We start from the raw sequence: 20,399 nt of genomic DNA, 5'->3' as shown, positions 1-20,399 counted from the left end.
GGGGGGGGCCGCCCGATAAACACACGGGGGTGGGGGGCCCCGCGCGGCGCGGGGGGGGGGGGGGGGGGGGGGGCCCCGCCCCCCCACGCCGTCGACGGCAAAGGGAGACGACGATGTCCACATCGCAGAAGCCGAATCCGCTCGTCCGCGCGTGGCGCGGGGCGACCCGGCTGCGCCGCACGCGTCCGTTCTGGGGCAGCCTGCTGCTGCTGGCCGGAGCCTATTTCGTGGCCAACCCGCTCTTCGGCGGGGACTGGGCCTTCTACGTGCACATGGGGGTACGGGGTGTGACACCGCTGCTGCTCGCCGGCGGCATGGCCGCCGCGGCGCTCGTCGCCCTGTGCGTCCCGGCCCAGCGCCACTTCCCGGCGATCGTGGCGTCGATGCTGTCGGTGGCCTCGCTGCCCCTGGCGAATCTCGGCGGCTGGATCATCGGCATGATGCTCGGCATCATCGGCTCGGGCCTGATCTTCGCCTGGACCCCCTACAGCGAGAAGCAGCTCGCGAAGTTCGCCGCTCGTGACGAGCGTCGCGGCCGGCGCCGAGCGCTCCGCACGAGCGCCGTCTGAATCACACGGAAGTACGGCGCGCTCACCCGGGCTTGAGGGAGCCCGAGCGCGCTGGGAGGGAGTACTCGATGTCTCGTCGTGCACGACGCGGCCAGCGCACCGCGGGCTGGTCCGAGCGGCTGGCGCAGCGCCTGTCCGATCACCGGAGCCTGATGATCGCCGACGCGGTGAGCGTCCGCCGTGGCACGCGATGGCGGGCGCTGCCGCTCGCGACGGCCGCCATGACCGCTCTGGCGGTGATGTTCGCGCTGGTGGCGCAGAACGTGCTGGCGGTGAACTTCACCTCGGCCAATACCCCGCACCAGGTGTACACCGACCGGATCAACGGCACCGATGCCGCGGCCTATCTGAAGGCCCAGCAGCTCAACGACGGTCAGGAGGCGCTGGCGCAGTTCGGCTTCAACCAGGCCACGCTCAACGGCCTGTGCCTCGTCGCGCAGCAGGAGATCGGCGGCATCGGCAATGTCTCGATGATGATCATCGCCGGGGAGAAGGTCGACGGGACGGTGGACGGCAGCGATCAGATCTCTGCCGATCAGCTGTTCTTCGCCTCGAAGGACCTGACCGGTCAGGGCGACCAGATCGCCAAGCTGACCCTGGGCCAGTCCGCGGACACCCTGGGCATGGGCTCGTATCAGGGCGACTGGCTCGACGGAGGCGCTCCTGGGGCCTTCGGATTGCAGGCCAAGACCATGAACATCTCGCATCTGGACGGAGAGTCCTATGGCATCGATCTGCAGGGACAGATCAACCTGCCGAAGCTGAGGATCAAGGTCCTGCCCGGCGCCAAGGACCAGTCCGATTGCGCGGCGCAGTACTGATGGCGCTCTCGACCTCCCCGGTCGCCGAGGACGGCGGCCGGGTGCGCCGCGGCTGGCGCTGGTTCACCGCCTTCCGCCGGACGCGCCCGTTCTGGGGTGGCCTGTGGCTGCTGCTCGGCGGATACGTGGTGATCGACTTCGCCTCCTCGTCGATCGGCTTCGCCGTACAGGGCGGATGGAGCGCATCCTCGGGGTACATCCTCGGCGGCGCGATGGTCCTGTTCGGGCTCGTCGCCTGGTTCACTCCGCACTACTCGGGCCTGGTCGGCCTGCTCGGGGTGCTGACGGCGCTGGCGGCCTTCGTGGGAAGCAATCTCGGGGGATTCCTCATCGGGACGCTGCTGGGCATCGTCGGCGGCTCGATGGTGTGGGCGTGGGGCGAGAAGAAGCCCCGGGCCCGTGGTCGTCGCGCCCGGTCGCCCGAGGATGAGGAGCGCCCGGTGCCGACCACTTCGACGACCGGGGAGGTGGCCGATGACGACCGCCCCGACGCCTAGCCGCGCCGTCCAGCGAGTCGTCGTCCTCGGGGCTCTCCTCGCCCTCGTGATCGGGCTGGTGACCTGGGTCGCGGGCGATGCCGACCGTGCCGAGGCGAACAGCCAGAGCAACGCCTACCAGCCCTTCACCTGCAGCCAGCCGGGGAACGCCAATCCGCAGCAGCGGCGTCAGGCGGTCCCGCTGAAGTCCACCAGCGGCAACGGATTCGAGAACCGCAACAGCGGAACGCGGATGTTCCCGTGCCTGTCCGGTGTGCAGTGGCACATGACCGCGGGCAATCCGACCACCAGCAACACGGGGGCGATCGTCGCGGACGTCAAGGGCATCAACACGCAGAACGCCCAGACCTACTACCTGGCCGCCGACGGCAGCAGGAGCCTCTATCAGCTCGCCTTCCGCGACCTCACCTTCCGTTCGAATGTCGCACAGCACGGAGCGCCGGTCCTGTCCGCCAGCTCCCAGACCGCGCCGGATCCCAAGCCGGCGGCGGGCCACACGCTGGCGATCAAGCCCGACGGCCCGATGACGGTCGGGGGACCGGGCGTGCGCACCGAGCTCCTCGCCACGGGCGACAGCTGGTTCGCCTTGCCCTGGAGTCAGATCACGGCGATGAGCTTCCTGGCCAATGTGGTGGGCAAGGGCGCCATCTGCACGGCGGGTTCGAGCGGCGATGTCTGCCGGATCCGGCTGCAGACACTCGCCGGCGGCGGATCGGGGTTGCTGGGCCAGCTGATCGCCGCCATCGTCTCGAGTCTCGCGCAGGGCGGCGACTTCAGCATCATCGCGTTGGACCTGAAGTTCGACTACCTGTGGACCCACGACATGGACGCGTCGCGCGACCCCTACGTCCATCCGCCCGGTGGCGCGAACCCGCTGAACTCGATCCAGCTGCCCAACACGACGATCACGGTGCAATGACGGACGCGACCTACGGAACCCGATGGGGTCGCGCGTCGATCGCGGTGGTGATCGGCGTGGGCCTGCTGGCGACGCTGCTGACCGCGATGCGTGCGGAGCTGATCAGCGCCTTCGACTCCACGATCACGATCAACAACGGCAACGCGACCTTCGCCTCCTCGCGCATCTACGCGGCGGACGCCGGCTTCGGCACCGCGGTCGTGGGACGCCAGGACGGAACCACGCAACCGGTGCTGCGCGCCGGGTTCGCGAGCGCGACGATGAACGGCTTCTGTCTGACGAAGACCGAGTCGCTGCCGCTCCTCGGCGAGGTCACCTTCCATCTGCAGTCCGGAGACGGCAAGGCGGGCACCTCGGAGATCAGCGCGCGGTCCGCGGCCTTCGACATCACCTATCTGAGGGCGGCGTCCAGTCCGGGAATCGATTTGAAGGGGTCCACCCAGATCGGTCTCGCGACGACCGACCTGACGACGACTCCGGGAGCGGCGCCCTTCGACGCCAACCCCTTCGAGGTGCCCAAGACCTTCGACCCGCGCTGGTACAACAGCTCACGCAACGGTGGGCACAACAACGGCCAGGGATATACCGCGATCGACGCCACGACCGCGGATCTCAACATGGTCTACGGCGATATCTGGCAGGCGCAGATCGAGGGTGACATCGTGCTGCCCGATCTGCGTATCCGCGTCGTCCCGGGCAAGGTCTCCTGCCGCGAGCTCGCCGAGGGCGGCGAGTTCCCCCGCTGATCCCGTTGAGCCTTCGGGGGTTAGCGGACCAGCTCGTAGCCGACGAGATCGTCGAAGCTGCCGTCGCCGAGGGGCTCGGCAGCGCGCTGGGTGCCGAAGGCGGTGAAGTTCGCCGCCCGGGCGACCGCATTGCTGGGGCCGTTGCTCGCGGCCGCGTAGAGGGTGAGGCGGCGGCGGTCGAGGCCGTCGGGAGAGAAGGCGTGCTCGATGGCCGCGCGCACGGCGGCGATCGTGAGACCGCGCCCCCGGGCCGATGGATGCGTCCAGTAGCCGATCTCGCCGGATCCCTCGTCGACCCCGCGCAACCCCATGACGGCGACGGTGCCGAGCAGCTCATCGGTCTTCGGGTCGCAGAAGATCCAGGTCTCCTTGCCGCCGGTCGCGGCCTGCCAGACCGAGTCGGCACGATACTCCGCTGCCTGCGCGATGCCGTAGGGACGCGGCAGTCCGGCCAGGTAGAGGCGGGTCAGCGGATCATTGCAGGCCTCGACGATCCGCTCCAGATCGCGCTCCTCCAGCGGACGCAGCCGAAGAGCCGCGGTCTCGATCAGCGACGACCGCCACCGGGTCCGCGGTGTCGGAGCATCGCCGAAGCGGATCGAGGCCGTCCACGCGTCGTGTACCCGCCCGTTCTCGTACAGCAGCCCCGGTGTCGTCCCGTGCAGGGTGAAGCCACAGGCGTGGGCGACGCGAAGCGAGGCCTCGTTGCCCACCTGCGCACGCCAATGGACGACCTCTTTGCCGCCCTCGGCGAAGGCGTACTGCACGGCGAGATCGACCGCGGCCTTCATCACGCCGCGACCGCGGGCATGGGGATGCAGCACGAAGCCGATATCGGTGACCGGGCCGGCGCCGCGGATGTCGACATTGCCGGCGAACCGGCCGTCGACCTCGATCGCCCAGGACAGGGACTGGGCGGTGTCCCATCCGGCCGGGATGATCCGCCCGACGAACTCCTCGGCGTCGCCGCGTTGGTAGGGCACGGGAATTCCGGTCCAGCGCTGCGTCGCGGGGTCGGTCGCCATCTCGTAGACGGGCTCGATGTCATCGGGCGTGTGCGCCCGGAGTGTCACGAAGCCGTCGGTCAGGACGGGAACGCCGAGCGGGAAGGGCAGCCCCGTCATCGTCGTCGCCCCGCCTCGGTCCGGTTCGGTGCGCTCACGAGGTGGCCGCGCGGAAGGGATCGGCCGGGTAGACGCCCATGATCTTGACCTCGGTGGTGAAGAACCGCAGTTCCTCCAGCGCACGCGCCAGGCCGGGCTCCTCGGGATGACCCTCCACCTCGGCCAGGAACTGGGTGGCGATGAACTCCCCACCCACCATGTAGCTCTCCAGCTTGGTCATGTTGACGCCGTTCGTCGCGAACCCGCCGAGGGCCTTGTACAGGGCTGCGGGAAGGTTGCGGACGTTGAACATGAAGGTCGTCACGACCGGCCCGTTGCCCGGCGCGGTGCGTACCGGCTCGGGAGAGAGCACGACGAAGCGGGTGGTGTTGTGCGCCTCGTCCTCGACATCCTCGGCGAGGATGCGCAGGTCGTAGATCTCGGCGGCGAGAGGTGGCGCGAGCGCGGCCTGGGTGATGTCGGCGGCCTCGTGGATCTCGCGCGCGGCGCCCGCGGTGTCACCCGCGATCACCGGGGTCCACCCGTGCATGCGGATGATCTTGCGGCACTGACCCAGCGCGTGCACGTGGCTGTGCACGGTCTTGATGGAGTCCAGGGCGGCGCCCGGGGGCGCCATCAGAGCGAACTGGATGCGCAGGAAGTGCTCGGCGATGATGTGCAGCGACGTGGTGGGCAGGAAATGGTGGATGTCGGCGACCCGGCCGGCGAGCGAGTTGTCGATCGGGATCATCGCGAGATCGGCGCCATCGGACTCGACCAGCGCGAAGGCATCCTCGAAGGAGGCGCAGGCGATGGCCTCGGCGTCGGGGTAGTTCTCCTTGATCACCAGGTGCGAATTGGCCCCCGGCTCGCCTTGATAGGCGATGCGTACGCTGCTCACCGTCCTAGGTTCTCACGGGCCGCCCGCGCGTCGGCCTCGCCATCGAGCGGCGGTGCCTGGTCAACCTCACGGACGCGTCAGCGGTAGGCCATCAACCTCATGACGGGTCCGTGAGGTTGATGGCCTACCGCTGCCACCGAGGTGAGGTTGATGGCCTACCGCCACGGGCGGGGAGGGTGCCGTCAGGTGCGCCGCGAGGCGCCGTCGACGGGGGAGACGGTGAAGACCTGCGGCGGCTTCCAGTCGCGACGCGTGTACTGCGCCTCGACCCGTGAGCGGAGGTTCTCGACCTCGCCGGAGGGCAGCAGGGCGATGGCGCTGCCGCCGAACCCCCCGCCGGTCATCCGCGCGCCGAGCGCCCCGGCCTCGAGCGCCTCCTCGACCGCGATATCGAGCTCGGGGCAGCTGACCTCGAAGTCATCGCGCAGGGACTCGTGCGAGGACGAGAGAATCGTGCCCAGCTGCTTCCACTCCCCGGAGCCGAGGGCCTTGACCGTGCCGCGCACGCGCGCGCTCTCGGTCACCACGTGCCGGGTGCGGCGCTTGAGCGTGTCGTCGTCGAGCCGCAGCACCGCATCGACCTGGGCGCGCGCGAGAGCGCTGAGGCCGAGCTGACTCGCGGCCTCGTCGCACTCGCGACGGCGGGCGGCATACTCGCCCGAGGCGAGCGCATGGGTGATGCCGGTGTCGATCACCGCCAGCACCAGCCCGTGATCGGACCACGTCGCCGGAACCGAGGCGAGCGCCGGGGCGTCGTCATCGGCGAAGTCGATGTGCAGGGCGTGGCCGGCCTCGCCGCAGAGCACCGCCAGCTGATCCATCAGGCCGACCGGCGCACCGACGAAGTCGCTCTCGGCGCGCTGACCGATCCGGGCGAGATCGAGCCGGGAGAACCCCGTGCCGGCGAAGTCGTCGAGGGCCGCCGCCAGCCCGCAGGTGAGGGCCGCGGACGACGAGAGGCCAGCGCCCGTCGGGAGCGTCGACTCGATGACGATGTCCGCCCCCGGCACCGGTACCTCCGCCTCGCGGGTGGCCCAGACGGCCGCGGCCGTGTAGAGCGCCCAGTCGTCGACCTCGCCGGGAGCGATATCGACCCCGAACGAGGCCTTGCGTCCGCCGCTCCAGACGTTCACAGCGCCGTCATCGCGCATCCGGACCTTGATCAGCAGGCCCCGATCGATGGCGATCGGCAGCACCGCGCCGCCGTTGTAGTCCAGGTGCTCCCCGATGAGGTTCACCCGGCCCGGGACCGTCCACTCGCGTACCTCGTTCACGGTCCCGAGCCTACGCATGGGTGCTCGGGGACTGCTGGCAGAATGCCCTCATGCCCGCAGATCGCCAGCCCCGCGTGCTGTCCGGTGCCCAGCCGACAGCCGACTCGTACCATCTCGGCAACTACATCGGGGCGTTCAAGCAGTGGGTGGCGCTGCAGGACGAGTTCGAGGCCTTCTACTTCATCCCCGACATGCACGCGATCACGGTCGAGTACGACCCGGCCGCGCTGCGTGAGCGCACCTATATCGCGGCGGCGCAGCTCATCGCGGCCGGCGTGGACCCCGAGCGCAGCGTGATCTTCGTGCAGAGCCAGGTGCCCGAGCACGCGCAGCTCGCCTGGGTGTTGCAGTGCATCACCGGCTTCGGTGAGGCGAGCCGGATGACGCAGTTCAAGGACAAGAGCGGCAAGACCGGCGCCGACTCGGCGAGCGTCGGGTTGTTCACCTATCCGACGCTGATGGCCGCCGACATCCTCATCTACCAGGCCGACCGGGTGCCGGTGGGGGAGGATCAGCGCCAGCACATCGAGCTCACCCGCAATCTCGCGCAGCGCTTCAACCACCGCTTCGGTGAGACCTTCACGGTGCCCGAGCCGCACATCGTCAAGGACATCGCGAAGATCTACGACCTCCAGGATCCGACCGGCAAGATGAGCAAGTCGTTCTCGGGTCCGAACGGTGTGGTCAACATGCTCGACGACCCGAAGACGGCCGCCAAGAAGATCCGCTCGGCGGTGACGGACTCCGGCAGCGAGATCCGCTTCGATCCCGAGAACAAGCCCGGGGTGTCCAACCTGCTCACCATCTTCTCCGCGCTGACCGGCCGCCCCGTCGACGCGATCGTGACGGAGTTCGACGGCCAGCAGTACGGGCACCTCAAGGTCGCGCTGGCCGAGATCGTGGGCGACCTCGTCCGCGACTTCGGCGCGCGTACCCGAGCGCTGCTGGACGATCGAGCCGAGCTGGACGCGCTCCTCGCCCGCGGCGCGGAACGCGCTCGTGCGGTCGCCTCTCCCACCCTCGAGCTCGTCTACGAGCGATCGGGATTCGTCAAGGTCCGCTGATGCCGACGATCGGTGTGGCGATCCCCGTTCCCGAGCCCTTCGGAGGGCACCTGCGGGCCAAGCGGCTCTCCTACGGCGACTCCATGGCCGAGACGGTGCCCACGCACGTGACCCTCGTGCCGCCGACCGAGATCGGCCACGACGACATCGTGGCCGTCGAGCAGGCGCTGGCGGAGGTGGCGGCGATCGTTCCGGCCTTCCGGATGACGCTCCAGGGCACGGGCACCTTCCGCCCGATCTCGCCGGTGGTGTTCGTGGCGGTGTCCGAGGGCATCTCGGTCACCGAGCTGCTCGAACGAGCCATCCGGGAGGCGGTCGAGCTCCCGGCGGCTTCCTTCCCCTTCCACCCGCATGTGACGGTGGCGCACCATCTGGACGAGGGCAGCCTCGATCGCGCCTTCGAGGATCTCGCGGAGTTCCGCTGTTCCTTCGATGTCGAGCACGTGACGCTGTACTGTCACGAGGCGGCCGATGGATGGGTGCCGCAGCGCCACTTCGCCCTGGCCTGACGGCGATGCCCTTCAGCCGAGCTTGCGCAGCAAGAGGTCGCGGAAGGTGCGGGCGGCCAGCGGCAGCGAGCTGACATCGCGGTGGGCCACCGCCACCTCGCGGGCCAGGGGCGGTTCGACGATCCAGGACCGAGCGAGATCGGTACGGCTGGACAGGACGATCTCGGGTACCACGGCGTGGCCGAGGCCGGCCTCGACGAACCGCAGCACCGCCCCCATCTCGCCCCCCTCGACCGCGAACCGTGGCTCGAACCCCGCCCGATTGCAGGCCCGGACGGTGACATCGCGCAGGTCGTAGCCCTCGCGGAACATCACCAGGGGCAGGTCGTTCAGGTCGGTCACCGCGACCTCCTCGCCCAGCCAGGCGTCGCGCGGGCTCGCGAGCACGAGCCGCTCGCGGAAGACCAGGTGCGTCTCGATATCCGGGGAGCTCACGGCGAGCGGCACGATCAGCACGGCGATGTCGAGGCGCCCGGCGAGCAGGTGGTCGGTCAGCACCCGCGAGCCGGCCTCCTGGACCTCCAGCTCGATATCGGGATAGGTGAGGCGGAACTCGCGCAGGACATCGGGCAGGAGGCCGTCGATCATCGAGGGGGTCGCGCCGAGGCGCACGCGTCCGCGGCGCAGCTGGGCGATCTCGTGCACGGCACGTTCGGCATTCGCGACATCGATGACGATCCGTCGAGCATGGGGGAGCAGGGTCTCGCCGGCGCTCGTCAGCTCGGCGCCGTGACGGGTGCGGGTGAACAGGGCGGTGCCGAGGGAGTTCTCCAGCGCGCGCACCTGCTTGGACAGGGTGGGCTGGGAGACGCCCACGACGTCCGCGGCCCGAGTGAAGTGGCGCGCCTCGGCGACGGCGAGGAAGTAGGCCAACTGCTGCACCTGCATGGGGTCCAGTGTGCCATGCCCATCGTCTATGAAAGTCGGCCTCAGTTGGACTTAGCGTGAATCGTCGCGTTGGTCTTAGTGTGTCCTCGTGGCCAGTACCCAATTGACGAAGAAGCGCGTCCCGGCCTCACGGTCGACGGTCGCGATGAAGTACGCCATGGCGGTATCGGGGCTCATCATGGTGGGCTACCTGATTCTGCACATGTACGGCAACCTCAAGGTGTTCGGAGGTCAGGAGGCGTTCGACACCTACGCCCACCACCTGCGCACCTTCGGCGAGCCGATGCTCCCCTACGAGGGACTGCTGTGGATCGTGCGCGTCGCGCTCCTCGCCTCGGTGCTCGTCCACGCGTGGGCCGCGATCACCCTGTGGCGCCGCAACAAGAAGGCCGCCGGGTACAGCGGCGGCAAGCGCTATCACTCCTCCAAGGGAGCCACCGGCGTCCAGCGCTCGTACGCGTCGTTCACCCTGCGCTGGGGCGGCGTCATCATCCTGGTGTTCATCGTCTACCACCTGCTGCACCTGACGGCCAATGTCATCAGCCCCGGTGGCGCGTCCGACAGCCCCTACCAGCGGACCGTGAACGGTTTCGAGATCTGGTGGGTCGTGCTGTCCTACACGATCGCCGTGCTCGCCGTCGGCTTCCACCTGTGGCACGGCATCTGGAGCGCGCTGACGACGCTCGGCCAGAACTACAGCAAGACGCGCCTGGCCTCGCGGCTGACACCGCTCGCCTGGTTCGTGTCGGCCGTCATCACCATCGGATTCCTGCTTCCCCCGTGGGCGATCCTGCTCGGGATCACCGGCTGAAGGGCTACTGCACATGACTACTGATCAGATCCTCAGCGACTACCTGACTCGCGGCGACGACATCCACGACGATGCCGCCCCGTCGGGTCCGATCGAGAAGCGCTGGGACGAGCGCAAATTCGCCGCCAAGCTCGTCAACCCGGCCAACCGCCGCAAGCTGAGCGTCATCATCGTCGGCAGCGGTCTGGCGGGAGCCTCCGCCGCCGCCACGCTTGGTGAGGCCGGCTACCACGTCAAGAACTTCTGCTACCAGGACAGCCCGCGGCGCGCGCACTCGATCGCGGCGCAGGGCGGTATCAACGCGGCGAAGAACTACCGCAACGACGGCGACAGCATCTACCGGCTGTTCTATGACACGGTGAAGGGCGGCGACTTCCGCTCGCGCGAGTCCAATGTCTATCGCCTGGCGCAGGTCTCGGTGAACATCATCGACCAGTGCGTCGCGCAGGGCGTCCCCTTCGCCCGCGAGTACGGCGGTCTGCTCGACAACCGTTCCTTCGGCGGCGTGCAGGTGTCCCGCACCTTCTACGCGCGCGGCCAGACGGGTCAGCAGCTCCTGATCGGCGCCTACCAGGCGCTCGAGCGCCAGATCGGTCTCGGCACGGTCGAGATGAACACGCGCCACGAGATGCTCGAGGTCATCATGGTCGACGACCGCGCCCGCGGTGTCGTCGTCCGCGACATGATCACCGGTGAGATCGAGACGCACACCGCCGACGCGGTCGTTCTCGCCACGGGTGGCTACGGCAATGTGTTCTTCCTGTCGACCAATGCGATGGGCTGCAATGTGACCGCCACCTGGCGGGCGCACCGCAAGGGCGCGTACTTCGCCAACCCCTGCTACACGCAGATCCACCCCACCTGCATCCCGGTGTCGGGCGACTACCAGTCCAAGCTGACGCTGATGAGCGAGTCGCTGCGCAACGACGGCCGCATCTGGGTCCCCAAGAAGGCCGGCGACGACCGCCACGCGAGCCAGATCCCCGAGGACGAGCGCGACTACTACCTCGAGCGCATCTACCCCTCGTTCGGCAACCTGGTGCCGCGCGACATCGCCTCGCGTGCCGCCAAGTACCAGTGCGACGCGGGCAAGGGCGTCGGCCCCGGCGGGCTCGGCGTCTACCTGGACTTCGCCGATGCGATCGAGCGGATGGGTCGCGACACGGTCGAGGCCAAGTACGGCAATCTCTTCGACATGTATGCGCAGATCACCGGCGAGGATCCCTACACCGAGCCGATGCGCATCTACCCGGCCGTGCACTACACGATGGGTGGCCTGTGGGTCGACTACGACCTGCAGAGCAATCTCACGGGTCTGTTCGTGGCGGGCGAGGCGAACTTCTCCGACCACGGCGCTAACCGCCTCGGGGCCTCGGCCCTCATGCAGGGTCTCGCCGACGGGTACTTCGTGCTGCCGTACACGATCTCGAACTACCTCGCCGACGGGCCCTTCGAGAAGATCGACGACTCCCATCCGGCGGTCGTCGAGGCCCGTGAGGCCGTCGAGGAGCGTGTCAACACGCTGCTCTCGATCGACGGCAAGCGCACGGTCGACTCCTTCCATAAGGAGCTCGGCCACATCATGTGGGACTACTGCGGCATGGAGCGCACCGAGGAGGGGCTGGTCAAGGCGATCCAGCTGATCCGCGATCTCAAGGCCGAGTTCTGGAGCAATGTCAAGGTGACCGGCGTCAACGAGGAGCTGAACCAGACCCTCGAACGCGCCGGCCGCGTGGCGGACTTCTTCGAGCTCGGTGAGCTCATGTGCATCGATGCGCTGAACCGTCGCGAGTCCTGCGGCGGTCACTTCCGTGCCGAGAGCCAGACCGAGGACGGCGAGGCGTTGCGTCACGACGACGAGTTCGCCTATGTCGCGGCCTGGGAGTTCGGCGGGGACAAGCCGGTCCTGCACAAGGAGCCGCTGGAATACGAGTACGTCGAGATGAAGGCCAGGAGCTACAAGTGAAGATCACCGTTCGAATCTGGCGCCAGAAGGACGCCGACGCCAAGGGCTCGATGGTGCCGTACGAGCTCGACGATGTCAGCGAGCACATGTCGTTCCTCGAGATGCTCGACGTCCTCAACGAGCGTTTGACGCTCGAGGGCGAGGAGCCGGTCGCGTTCGACTCGGACTGCCGTGAGGGCATCTGCGGCATGTGCGGTGTCGTGATCAACGGCATCGCGCACGGTCCGGAGGTCACCACGACCTGCCAGCTGCACATGCGCACGTTCAGCGATGGCGACACCATCGACATCGAGCCCTGGCGCGCGGGAGCCTTCCCGGTCGTCAAGGATCTCGTCGTCGACCGCGGCGCCTTCGATCGCATCATCGCCGCGGGCGGCTACATCACGGCGCCGACGGGCTCGGCTCCCGAGGCCAACAACCTGCCCGTCCCGAAGGTCGACGCTGACCACGCCTTCGAGTCGGCGACCTGCATCGGCTGCGGTGCCTGCGTTGCGGCGTGCCCCAATGGCTCGGCGATGCTGTTCACCGCCGCCAAGATCACCCACCTCGGGCTGCTGCCGCAGGGCCAGCCCGAGCGGGAGTCGCGGGTGTTGAGCATGGTGGAGCAGATGGACGCCGAGGGCTTCGGCGGCTGCACCAATATCGGCGAGTGCACGGCGGCCTGCCCCAAGGGCATCCCGCTGGACGTCATCTCTCAGCTGAACCGCGATCTGATGGGCGCCCTGGCCAAGCCCGGTCCCGCCTGATCCAGCACGACCACAGAGCCCCCGCCGGTCCTCCGGCGGGGGCTCTGTCAGGTCCGGCAGCGGTCGGGTCCCCGGTATCCGCGAGTGGTGCAGATTCGCCCTCGAAACCGCGGATCCGGGGCGAGTTTCCACCACTCGCGGTCCAGCTGGCACCACTCGCGGAGTGAGACGATCGGTGCGTCGGCGACATAGGAAGATATGCGAGCGATGCGTCCGGAGATCTGGTTGGCGGTGGCGATCGTCCTGGTTGCCGGCTGCGGGGTGCGGGGAGGAGAGACGCCGACCGAACCAGGGACGCCGTCCGCCTCGTCCACGCCGGAGCTGCCGGACGGTTTCCGTTGGGAGTCCTACGGCTCGGCCCAGGTGGCGGTGCCGGACCACTGGGGCTGGGAGTCCGCGAGCCAGCGCCTGGGGCAGTGGTGCGCGATGGCGCGGCAGCCGGCCCCCGTGCCCGCGGTGGGGCGTCCAGGGTCCGCGACGCAGGTCGGCTGTCCCGCTGGAGACCCCCGCGAGACATCGGTGGAGGTCACCGGCGAGTTCGTCGCCTTCACTCCCGTGGGCGACGACACGATGGACGCGCACAGGGCGGAGACGGACGGCGACCGTGTCGTCGTGGAGCTCGGCGAGACGCGGCTGATCGTCCAGGCCGAGGCCGGGCTGCGGGATCGGATCCTCGCATCGGCCCACCGGATCGACACGGACCATCTCGGTTGCCCCGTATCGCCGCCGCTGGTCGACGATGAGGACTGGATTCCCGCCACGGAGTTTCCCGCCGAGCCGTCCGGGATCACCCGGCTGGTGGCGTGCGGGTACACGGCGGGCGGCGGCGAACCCGGTCTGACCGGCTCTGCCGCACTCGATCCCGAGGCGGTCGCCGCGATCGCGCGAGCACCGGAGGGCAGCGGGCCGAACGACCCGAGCAGCTGCCTGTCGATCGACGGGCCCCGCGAGGTGGTCGTGCTGCGAGCATCATCGGGCGAAGGGCAGCCCGATGAGCTGCTGGTGCGTTACGACGACTGCCGCGACGCGGGTCTCTACGACGGCCAAGGAGTCCGTCAGCTCACGCCGGAGGCCGTCGCCGGCGTGTTCGCCGGGCCGCTCCTGCCCGACCACTACGCGGGCCACCATCGGGAGCTGTTCCGCCCTCTGCTCGAGGAGCGCTACGGGCGGTGAGGACCGATCAGCCGGCGTGCTGCTGGCTGGTGGCGGGCTGCCCGCTCATCGAGAGCTGGAGCGTGCGGTCGGTCCAGTCGCGCAGATCCGCGAGCAGGCTCGGGTTCTCCGCGAGCGAGATGCCGTAGGACGGCACGATCTCCTTGAGCTTGGGCTTCCAGGCCTCGAACTGCGAGCCGAAGCACTTCTCCAGGACCTCGAGCATGGCCGCGACCGACGTCGAGGCGCCGGGGGAGGCGCCGAGCAGTCCCGCGATCGAGCCGTCCGCGGCGCTGATGATCGAGGTGCCGAACTCCAGGCTGCCGCCCTTGCCCTTCTTGCGGACGACTTGCACGCGTTGACCGGCGGTGATGAGCTCCCAGTCGTCGGCATCGGCCGACGGCGCGAAGACGTTCAGCTCGTTGATGCGGCTCTTGGAGCTCTTCAGCACCTCCATGACGAGGTACTTCACGAGCGGCATCGAGGTCAGGCCCACGCCGAGCATCGGCATCAGATTGTTCGGCCGGATCGACCGCGGCAGGTCGGTGAAGGAGCCGTTCTTGAGGAACTTGGGGGTCCAGCCTGCATAGGGGCCGAAGAGCAGGCTGCGCTGACCGTCGATCACGCGGGTGTCCAGGTGGGGCACCGACATCGGGGGAGCGCCCACCGCCGCGAGCCCGTAGACCTTGGCCTGGTGCTGGTCCGCGATATCGGTGTTGAGGCACCGCAGGAACTGCCCGCTGACCGGGAACCCGGCGAAGCCCTTGATCTCCTCGATGCCGGACTTCTGCAGCAGGTGCAACGCCCCGCCGCCCGCGCCCACGAAGACGAAGCGCGCGTTGAGCTGGTAGGTGGATCCCTGCTGCTTGTCCTTGACCTTCGCGACCCAGGTGCCGTCGGTCTGCTTGGTGAGGTTCTTGACCTGCTGGCCGTAGCGGATGTCGGCTCCGCGCTGCCCGAGGCTGTCGACGAACTGGCGGGTCAGCGACCCGTAGTCGACATCGGTTCCGTTCTGCGACCAGTTGAGGGCGATCGGCTCGTCGTCCTCGCGGCCGTCGGCCATCAGCGGGAGACGCCGCGCGAACTCCTCGCGATCTTCGATGAGCTCGATGCCCTCGAAGAGCGGGTTCTCGGCGAGGGCGTCATAGCGCCGGCGCAGGTACTCGGCGTTCTCGGCGCCACGCACGAAGCTGACGTGCGGCACCGGGTTGACGAAGGAGGAGGGGTCGGTGAGCTGCCCGTTCTCGACCGCGTAGGACCACATCTGGCGCGAGAGCTGGAACTGCTCGTTGATCGTGAGCGCCTTGCTGACATCGACCGATCCGTCGGCCAGCTGCGGGGTGTAGTTGAGCTCGCACAGTGCCGCGTGGCCGGTGCCGGCGTTGTTCCACGGATCGCTGCTCTCGAGGGCAGGACCCTCGAGGCGCTCCAGGACGGTGATGCTCCAGTCCGGCTCCAGCGACTGCAGGAGCGCGCCGAGCGTCGCGCTCATGACACCCGCCCCGACGAGCAGGACATCGGTCGTCTGACGAGAAGGCTGATGGGTGGTCCGGATCTCAGGGAGGTTGGCCTGGCTGGACAAGCGAGAATCACTCCTGCGTCGCGTGAAGGGGCCCGTGACGAATGGGGCCATCGGCCATTCTCGCTCGGCGACACGCCGGTGGCCTACCCGCGTGCGGGTGATCTTCGCCTCATCGCGGGTCCGACCACCCCGCGCGGGGGACACCCTAGGACGTCCTAAGATGTGCGCGTGAGCGATTTCTATGCACTGTCCGAGGAGCACCAGGCCATCCGCGAGACCGTCCGGGCGTTGGCGGAGGCGAAGATCGCCCCGTTCGCCGCCGCGGTCGACGAGGAGGCCCGCTACCCGCAGGAGGCCCACGACGCGCTGGTGGCCGGCGGTTTCCATGCGCCCCACGTGCCCGAGGAGTACGGCGGGGCCGGAGCCGATGCGTTGGCGACGGTGCTGGTGATCGAGGAGGTCGCTCGCGCGTGTGTGTCGAGCTCGCTCATCCCCGCGGTCAACAAGCTCGGCTCGCTGCCGGTGCAGATCGGCGGCAGCGAGGAGCTGAAGCAGACGTACCTCGGCAAGCTGGCGGCGGGCGAGGGCGGCTTCTCGTACTGCCTCTCCGAGCCCGAGGCCGGGTCGGATGCCGCCAACCAGAAGACCCGCGCCGTCCGCGACGGCGACCACTGGGTGCTGAACGGCACCAAGCGGTGGATCACCAATGCCGGTGAGTCCGAGTACTACACCGTGCTCGCCATGACCGATCCGGAGAAGCGCAGCAAGGGCATCAGCGCCTTCGTCGTGGAGAAGTCCGACGAGGGCGTGTCCTTCGGCGCCCCGGAGAAGAAGCTCGGCATCAAGGGCTCACCGACCCGCGAGGTCTACTTCGACGATGTCCGCATTCCCGAGGACCGCATCATCGGCGACGAGGGCAAGGGTTTCGCGATCGCGATGGAGACCCTCGACCACACCCGCGTGACGATCGCGGCGCAGGCGGTCGGCGTCGCGCAGGGCGCCCTGGACTATGCGCTCGGCTATGTCCAGGAGCGTCAGCAGTTCGGCAAGCCGATCAGCGACTTCCAGGGTCTGCAGTTCATGATCGCCGACATGGGCATGAAGGTGGAGGCCGCGCGACAGATCACCTATGCCGCCGCGGGTCGCTCCGAGCGGGGCGACAAGGATCTGACCTTCTTCGGCGCCGCCGCCAAGGCCTTCGCCTCCGACACCGCGATGCAGGTGACGACCGATGCCGTGCAGCTGCTCGGGGGGTACGGCTTCACGCGTGACTACCCGGTCGAGCGGATGATGCGCGATGCCAAGATCACCCAGATCTACGAGGGCACCAATCAGGTCCAGCGCATCGTCATGGCTCGCCAGCTCCTCGCCGGCATCCAGTCCACCCTCTGAGCAGTGCTCGGCTGCGGGCAGCGGTAGGAACTCGTGGTGCCGTCAGGCGGTCTTCGGCCTGGCCTCGATGATCTCGTGCGCCACGCGTTCACCTGATTCGATGGCCCCCTCGATGTAGCCGGCGTGCTCGCCGGCGGTCTCGGTGCCTGCCCAGTGCAGGCGTCCGATCGCCTGGGAGGGCATGGGGAGGAATCCATCGGTCGTCCCTGGCTCGGGAATGGCGGCGTAACCGCCACCCACGTGTTCGTCGAGATGCCACGACTTCTCATGCCAGTCGACGGGGTCGAGCACCTCGGGGCCGGTGTGGGGTGCCAGCCGACCGAGGAGCAGGTGGCGTCGCTCGGCGTTGGTCAGGTGGTCGAGCTGTCGCGCCGCTCGACCGGCGACCAGGAAGCACAGATGGCCCGGACCATCCGGTGGCGTGGTGTCGAAGACCGCGAACGGAAGATCGCCGAGCACGATGAACTCACCGCTGGTCCGTGGGCGCCAGAAAGGTCGATCGAAGATGGCGATGGCCTTGTAGACCGAGCCCATGTAGGTCGTCCGTCCGAGGGTGGATATCGGCCCGGACAAGGGCGGGTCGTAGTCGATTCGGGCCGCCACTGGAGGTGGCGCTGTCACGATCGCCTGCTCGGCTTCAATGCCGCCGCGAGCGGTCGTCAGCGTTACCCCGTCTTCGCGATGCTGGATCGAGAGGACGCCATGCCCGGTGAGGACTCGGGGTGCCAGGTCAGCGGCCAACCTCTCCGCGAGTGTTCCCGCGCCTTGGGTGATGAGGCTCTCCTGGGCACCACCCTTCGAGGCCATCATGCTCGCCAGCCCACCCTGATAACGGGTCATCTGAGCGAAGGCTGCCATCGAGTAGCGGTCGAGATCGGCGGTCGTGGTCACGCTCGCGAGAGCATCGAGCAGTTGCCTCGTCCGGCTCCCCGGAGTGCTGCTGATCCAGGCCTCGACGGTCTGCGAGGCCCAGCTCTTCGGGACACGAAGGCGCGACCTGATCTCCAGTTCCGCGAGTCTCGAAGTGGCGAAAGCCAAGGTGAGCCAGGTGCCGACGGTGGTAGTCCCCTCAAGGATCGTCGGCCTCCGCGGGGAACGCATCGCGAACACTGTTGCACCGAGCTCGGCTGCCAGTGCCTCGAGCCGGTGATGTCCGTAGCCGACCCATTGGCCCCCGAGGTCGAGTCGCGAGCCGAGGGCGGAGGTCTCTGCCAGCACTCGTCCGCCGACCCGGTCGGCGGACTCCAGGACGAGGACGTCGATACCCTGCCGGTCGAGCTCCCTGGCCGCGATCAAACCGGCCATGCCGGCTCCGACGATAGCCACGGCGCAGGTCCTCGACGATGTCACGGCAGGGTTCGCATCGTGCCGGGGTTCCGTCATCTGGGTGCTCCTGGTGATCGGTTTCAGTCGAGTTGAGTGAGGATCTCGTGGGCCGCGCGCCGCCCGGATCGCACCGCGCCGTCCATATAGCCGTTCCATACTTCGGAGGTCTCGGCTCCCGCCCAATGGAGGCGCCCCACGGGCGCTGCGAGTGCTGGCCCGTAGCTGGTCCAGGCGCCCGCGCCGAGTCGACCGCCGTAGCAGCCGCGAGTGAACTCTTCGGCGTTCCAGTCTTGTTGAACCAGATCGAAGGGGTTCGCGGCTTTCGGGCCGAAGTACTTCACGAGGGCCGAGAGCACCAGCTCTCGGCGTTCGTCGGCATCGAGAGATGCGGCGCGACGTGCGTGGATACCTTCGAGGAAGCCGACGAGGATCCCGCAGGACGCATCCGGCGGAGAGTTGTCGAAGACGACGTTGAACGCATCGTCGAGGCTGAATGCCGCGCCGCTCAGTCCCTCGTGGCGCCAAAAGGGTTCGGCGTAGGCGATATGGAACTTGATCACCGAACCTGCAGGCATCTGCTGGGTGAGACTGTCGCGGGAAGCGGGTAGTGGCGGGGAGTAGTGCAGCCGCCCGGCCAGCGTCGGCGGAAGCGCGATCACCGCGTAGCCCGCGCTGACTTCGCCGCCTTCGTAGGCCGCCACCACGCCGGAGTCATCCTGGGTGATCGTGTGTACGACGGTCTCGAGTCGTACTCGCTCGCCGAGTTCAGCGGCCATTCGCTCGGAAAGCTGATGGGTGCCCCCCACGACGCGCCGTTCCTGCGCGCCGCCCTCAACATCCACGAGGACCTGAAGGCTGGTGCCGGACTTGATGTAGAAGAGGAAGTGCAACAACGAGAGCTCAGCGGCCTCGGCTGAGAACAGGGCCGGTACCTGGAGGCGGAAGAACTGCAGCGCGGTGGGATCCGCGGTGTTCGATGTAAGCCATTGATCCAGAGTCGATCGGTCCAGCTCATCGGCGTTCTCGGTCTCCCACGGTGCCGTGATATTGATGGTCGAGGCGAGCTCCTCGATCATCATCCAGAGGCGTGCCACCTCGGCGACGCTCGACGAGGGGAGTCCATAGGTAGGGTCGTCGTACCTCACGACGTCGCCGCCGTAGGCCATCACCCCATCGCCTTCGGCATAGGTGGGGAAGGTCTCCAGTCCGAGCTCGTCGATGAGCTCCAGCACGGCATCCTGGGTGGGCCCTACCCATTGACCTCCGAGTTCGACCGGCACACCGTTGCTGAGGAAGCCTCCGAAGGTGCGACCCGCGACCCTGTCACGTGCCTCCAGGACTGTCACGGTCTTGCCCGCAGCGGTCAGGGCTCGAGCAGCGCTGAGTCCGGCGATTCCGGCACCGACCACCACGACATCGACATCGTTCATCCTGCGCTCCTTAAGTCAGTTGTATGACTGAGTTTAGAGATGTGGCGACGTTCACACAAGGCTTACTTGGCGGAGGTGGCTCGGCTTCGCTAAGCCTTCTGAGGTGAGGCGAGGCCGATCAGCATGTCGATGACGCGTTCGAGGTCGCTTTCCGCCCGCTCGCTGTCGGGGTGACAGAGGAACTGCAGGATGAGTCCATCGACACTGGCGAGAATGATCCGACCTAGTTGGTCGAATGGCACTGCGCAGGTCTCCTGGGCGCGTTCGGCCGCCATCTGGCACCAGCGGGAGGTGACATCGGCGTACGACTCGTACTGCCATCGGGCGAGATCTTCTTCGTGCTCGCGGTTGCGTAGTGAGTAGGTCGTGAGCTCGTACTGCATCACCTGGAGGTCTCTGTCAGCGACGAGCCGAGCCCAGAAATGACGGAGTCCGTGTCTGATCGCGTGGGCCAGGCCCGAAGCAGTCTCGACCGATTCGTTCTGCACTCGCACGATCTCGGTCACGACATCCTCGATCACCGCGTGCAGCAGTTGCTCCCTGGTTGGGAAGACGTACTGCAGGGTGCCGAGCGGAACATTGCCCTCAAGCGCCACCGCGCGTAGCGGGGTATTGGAGACCCCTTCGCGAGAGAGCACATTCCGCGCGGCAGCCACCAGCTGTCGGCGGCGCACGGACGCCTCGACGTATGCCATCTACACCCTTCCCGGTTGCCTCCGGGGCGCACCATCCGCGGCCCCCGCATGCGCAGAATTCTAGACGG

The 20,399-nt window shown here is 68.1% G+C and carries 20 protein-coding genes; 12 read left to right on the top strand and 8 right to left on the bottom strand.

Features of this window, described 5'->3' with window-relative positions; translation table 11 throughout:
- The first annotated feature begins 113 nt into the window (after positions 1-113).
- The 5 genes from JL108_RS01635 to JL108_RS01615 all read left to right on the top strand — a co-directional run bounded on the left by JL108_RS01635 (position 114) and on the right by JL108_RS01615 (position 3,552).
- On the top strand, positions 114-569 hold the full coding sequence (locus tag JL108_RS01635) for a DUF6114 domain-containing protein (protein WP_205196602.1): 456 nt from the start codon (positions 114-116) through the stop codon (positions 567-569).
- A gap of 68 nt (positions 570-637) precedes the next feature.
- The gene (locus tag JL108_RS01630) at positions 638-1,390 is read left to right on the top strand and encodes a DUF6230 family protein (RefSeq protein ID WP_205196601.1); all 753 of its coding nucleotides are present in this window, start codon (positions 638-640) and stop codon (positions 1,388-1,390) included.
- Complete coding sequence (locus JL108_RS01625) at positions 1,390-1,887, top strand: DUF6114 domain-containing protein (protein WP_205196600.1); 498 nt, start codon at positions 1,390-1,392, stop codon at positions 1,885-1,887. The genes JL108_RS01630 and JL108_RS01625 overlap by 1 nt, the downstream gene beginning before the upstream one ends.
- Entirely contained in the window at positions 1,865-2,806 is a 942-nt protein-coding gene (locus JL108_RS01620; RefSeq protein WP_205196599.1) for a hypothetical protein, read from the top strand. The genes JL108_RS01625 and JL108_RS01620 overlap by 23 nt, the downstream gene beginning before the upstream one ends.
- Positions 2,803-3,552 (top strand): DUF6230 family protein, encoded by a 750-nt coding sequence (locus JL108_RS01615; RefSeq protein ID WP_205196598.1) that lies wholly within the window; start codon positions 2,803-2,805, stop codon positions 3,550-3,552. Before JL108_RS01620 ends, JL108_RS01615 begins: the two co-directional genes overlap by 4 nt.
- Before the next feature lie 20 nt (positions 3,553-3,572).
- Here JL108_RS01615 and JL108_RS01610 read toward each other — a convergent pair whose 3' ends face one another.
- The 3 genes from JL108_RS01610 to galK all read right to left on the bottom strand — a co-directional run bounded on the left by JL108_RS01610 (position 3,573) and on the right by galK (position 6,830).
- Complete coding sequence (locus tag JL108_RS01610) at positions 3,573-4,676, bottom strand: GNAT family N-acetyltransferase (RefSeq protein ID WP_205196597.1); 1,104 nt, start codon at positions 4,674-4,676, stop codon at positions 3,573-3,575.
- A gap of 34 nt (positions 4,677-4,710) precedes the next feature.
- Positions 4,711-5,556, bottom strand: a complete 846-nt coding sequence (locus tag JL108_RS01605) for a prephenate dehydratase (RefSeq protein ID WP_143911359.1) — start codon at positions 5,554-5,556, stop codon at positions 4,711-4,713.
- Between the two features lie 182 nt (positions 5,557-5,738).
- Positions 5,739-6,830: a galactokinase gene (gene galK / locus JL108_RS01600; RefSeq protein WP_205196596.1), complete on the bottom strand. Its 1,092-nt coding sequence runs from the start codon at positions 6,828-6,830 to the stop codon at positions 5,739-5,741.
- A 50-nt stretch (positions 6,831-6,880) separates the two neighbouring features.
- Between galK and trpS the strand changes: the two genes are divergently transcribed.
- Together trpS and JL108_RS01590 are read left to right on the top strand one after the other, a co-directional pair.
- Positions 6,881-7,894 carry a tryptophan--tRNA ligase gene (trpS, locus tag JL108_RS01595; protein WP_205196595.1) on the top strand — a complete coding sequence of 338 codons (1,014 nt, stop codon included), beginning with the start codon at positions 6,881-6,883 and terminating at the stop codon, positions 7,892-7,894.
- Positions 7,894-8,403, top strand: a complete 510-nt coding sequence (locus JL108_RS01590) for a 2'-5' RNA ligase family protein (RefSeq protein ID WP_205196594.1) — start codon at positions 7,894-7,896, stop codon at positions 8,401-8,403. The genes trpS and JL108_RS01590 overlap by 1 nt, the downstream gene beginning before the upstream one ends.
- Before the next feature lie 12 nt (positions 8,404-8,415).
- On the opposite strand, the gene JL108_RS01585 is transcribed toward JL108_RS01590, so the two are convergent.
- Positions 8,416-9,291: a LysR family transcriptional regulator gene (locus JL108_RS01585; protein WP_143911363.1), complete on the bottom strand. Its 876-nt coding sequence runs from the start codon at positions 9,289-9,291 to the stop codon at positions 8,416-8,418.
- Between the two features lie 88 nt (positions 9,292-9,379).
- Between JL108_RS01585 and JL108_RS01580 the strand changes: the two genes are divergently transcribed.
- From JL108_RS01580 to JL108_RS01565, 4 genes are all read left to right on the top strand, one after another.
- Positions 9,380-10,102, top strand: a complete 723-nt coding sequence (locus JL108_RS01580; RefSeq protein WP_143911364.1) for a succinate dehydrogenase cytochrome b subunit — start codon at positions 9,380-9,382, stop codon at positions 10,100-10,102.
- A gap of 13 nt (positions 10,103-10,115) precedes the next feature.
- Entirely contained in the window at positions 10,116-12,068 is a 1,953-nt protein-coding gene (locus JL108_RS01575) for a fumarate reductase/succinate dehydrogenase flavoprotein subunit (RefSeq protein WP_143911365.1), read from the top strand.
- Entirely contained in the window at positions 12,065-12,814 is a 750-nt protein-coding gene (locus JL108_RS01570; RefSeq protein WP_143911366.1) for a succinate dehydrogenase/fumarate reductase iron-sulfur subunit, read from the top strand. Before JL108_RS01575 ends, JL108_RS01570 begins: the two co-directional genes overlap by 4 nt.
- Positions 12,815-13,021: 207 nt before the next feature.
- On the top strand, positions 13,022-13,987 hold the full coding sequence (locus tag JL108_RS01565) for a hypothetical protein (protein WP_205196593.1): 966 nt from the start codon (positions 13,022-13,024) through the stop codon (positions 13,985-13,987).
- A 7-nt stretch (positions 13,988-13,994) separates the two neighbouring features.
- Here JL108_RS01565 and mqo read toward each other — a convergent pair whose 3' ends face one another.
- Positions 13,995-15,548, bottom strand: a complete 1,554-nt coding sequence (gene mqo, locus JL108_RS01560) for a malate dehydrogenase (quinone) (protein WP_240190493.1) — start codon at positions 15,546-15,548, stop codon at positions 13,995-13,997.
- 168 nt (positions 15,549-15,716) lie between these two features.
- Here mqo and JL108_RS01555 point away from each other — a divergent pair, with 168 nt between their 5' ends.
- Positions 15,717-16,880 (top strand): acyl-CoA dehydrogenase family protein, encoded by a 1,164-nt coding sequence (locus tag JL108_RS01555; protein WP_205196591.1) that lies wholly within the window; start codon positions 15,717-15,719, stop codon positions 16,878-16,880.
- A gap of 42 nt (positions 16,881-16,922) precedes the next feature.
- Here the strand turns inward: JL108_RS01555 and JL108_RS01550 are convergent, their stop codons facing one another.
- The 3 genes from JL108_RS01550 to JL108_RS01540 form a co-directional block, all read right to left on the bottom strand.
- Positions 16,923-18,206 (bottom strand): FAD-dependent oxidoreductase, encoded by a 1,284-nt coding sequence (locus JL108_RS01550; protein WP_307837149.1) that lies wholly within the window; start codon positions 18,204-18,206, stop codon positions 16,923-16,925.
- An 80-nt stretch (positions 18,207-18,286) separates the two neighbouring features.
- Entirely contained in the window at positions 18,287-19,636 is a 1,350-nt protein-coding gene (locus JL108_RS01545) for a flavin monoamine oxidase family protein (RefSeq protein ID WP_205196589.1), read from the bottom strand.
- 89 nt (positions 19,637-19,725) lie between these two features.
- Complete coding sequence (locus tag JL108_RS01540) at positions 19,726-20,331, bottom strand: TetR/AcrR family transcriptional regulator (protein WP_205196588.1); 606 nt, start codon at positions 20,329-20,331, stop codon at positions 19,726-19,728.
- Positions 20,332-20,399 lie beyond the last annotated feature (68 nt).

This window comes from Aeromicrobium sp. YIM 150415, assembly GCF_016918125.1.
Taxonomy (GTDB): domain Bacteria; phylum Actinomycetota; class Actinomycetes; order Propionibacteriales; family Nocardioidaceae; genus Aeromicrobium; species Aeromicrobium piscarium.
The sequence above is the reverse complement of the archived record's forward strand: the minus strand, read 5'-3'. Positions and strand labels throughout refer to the sequence as shown.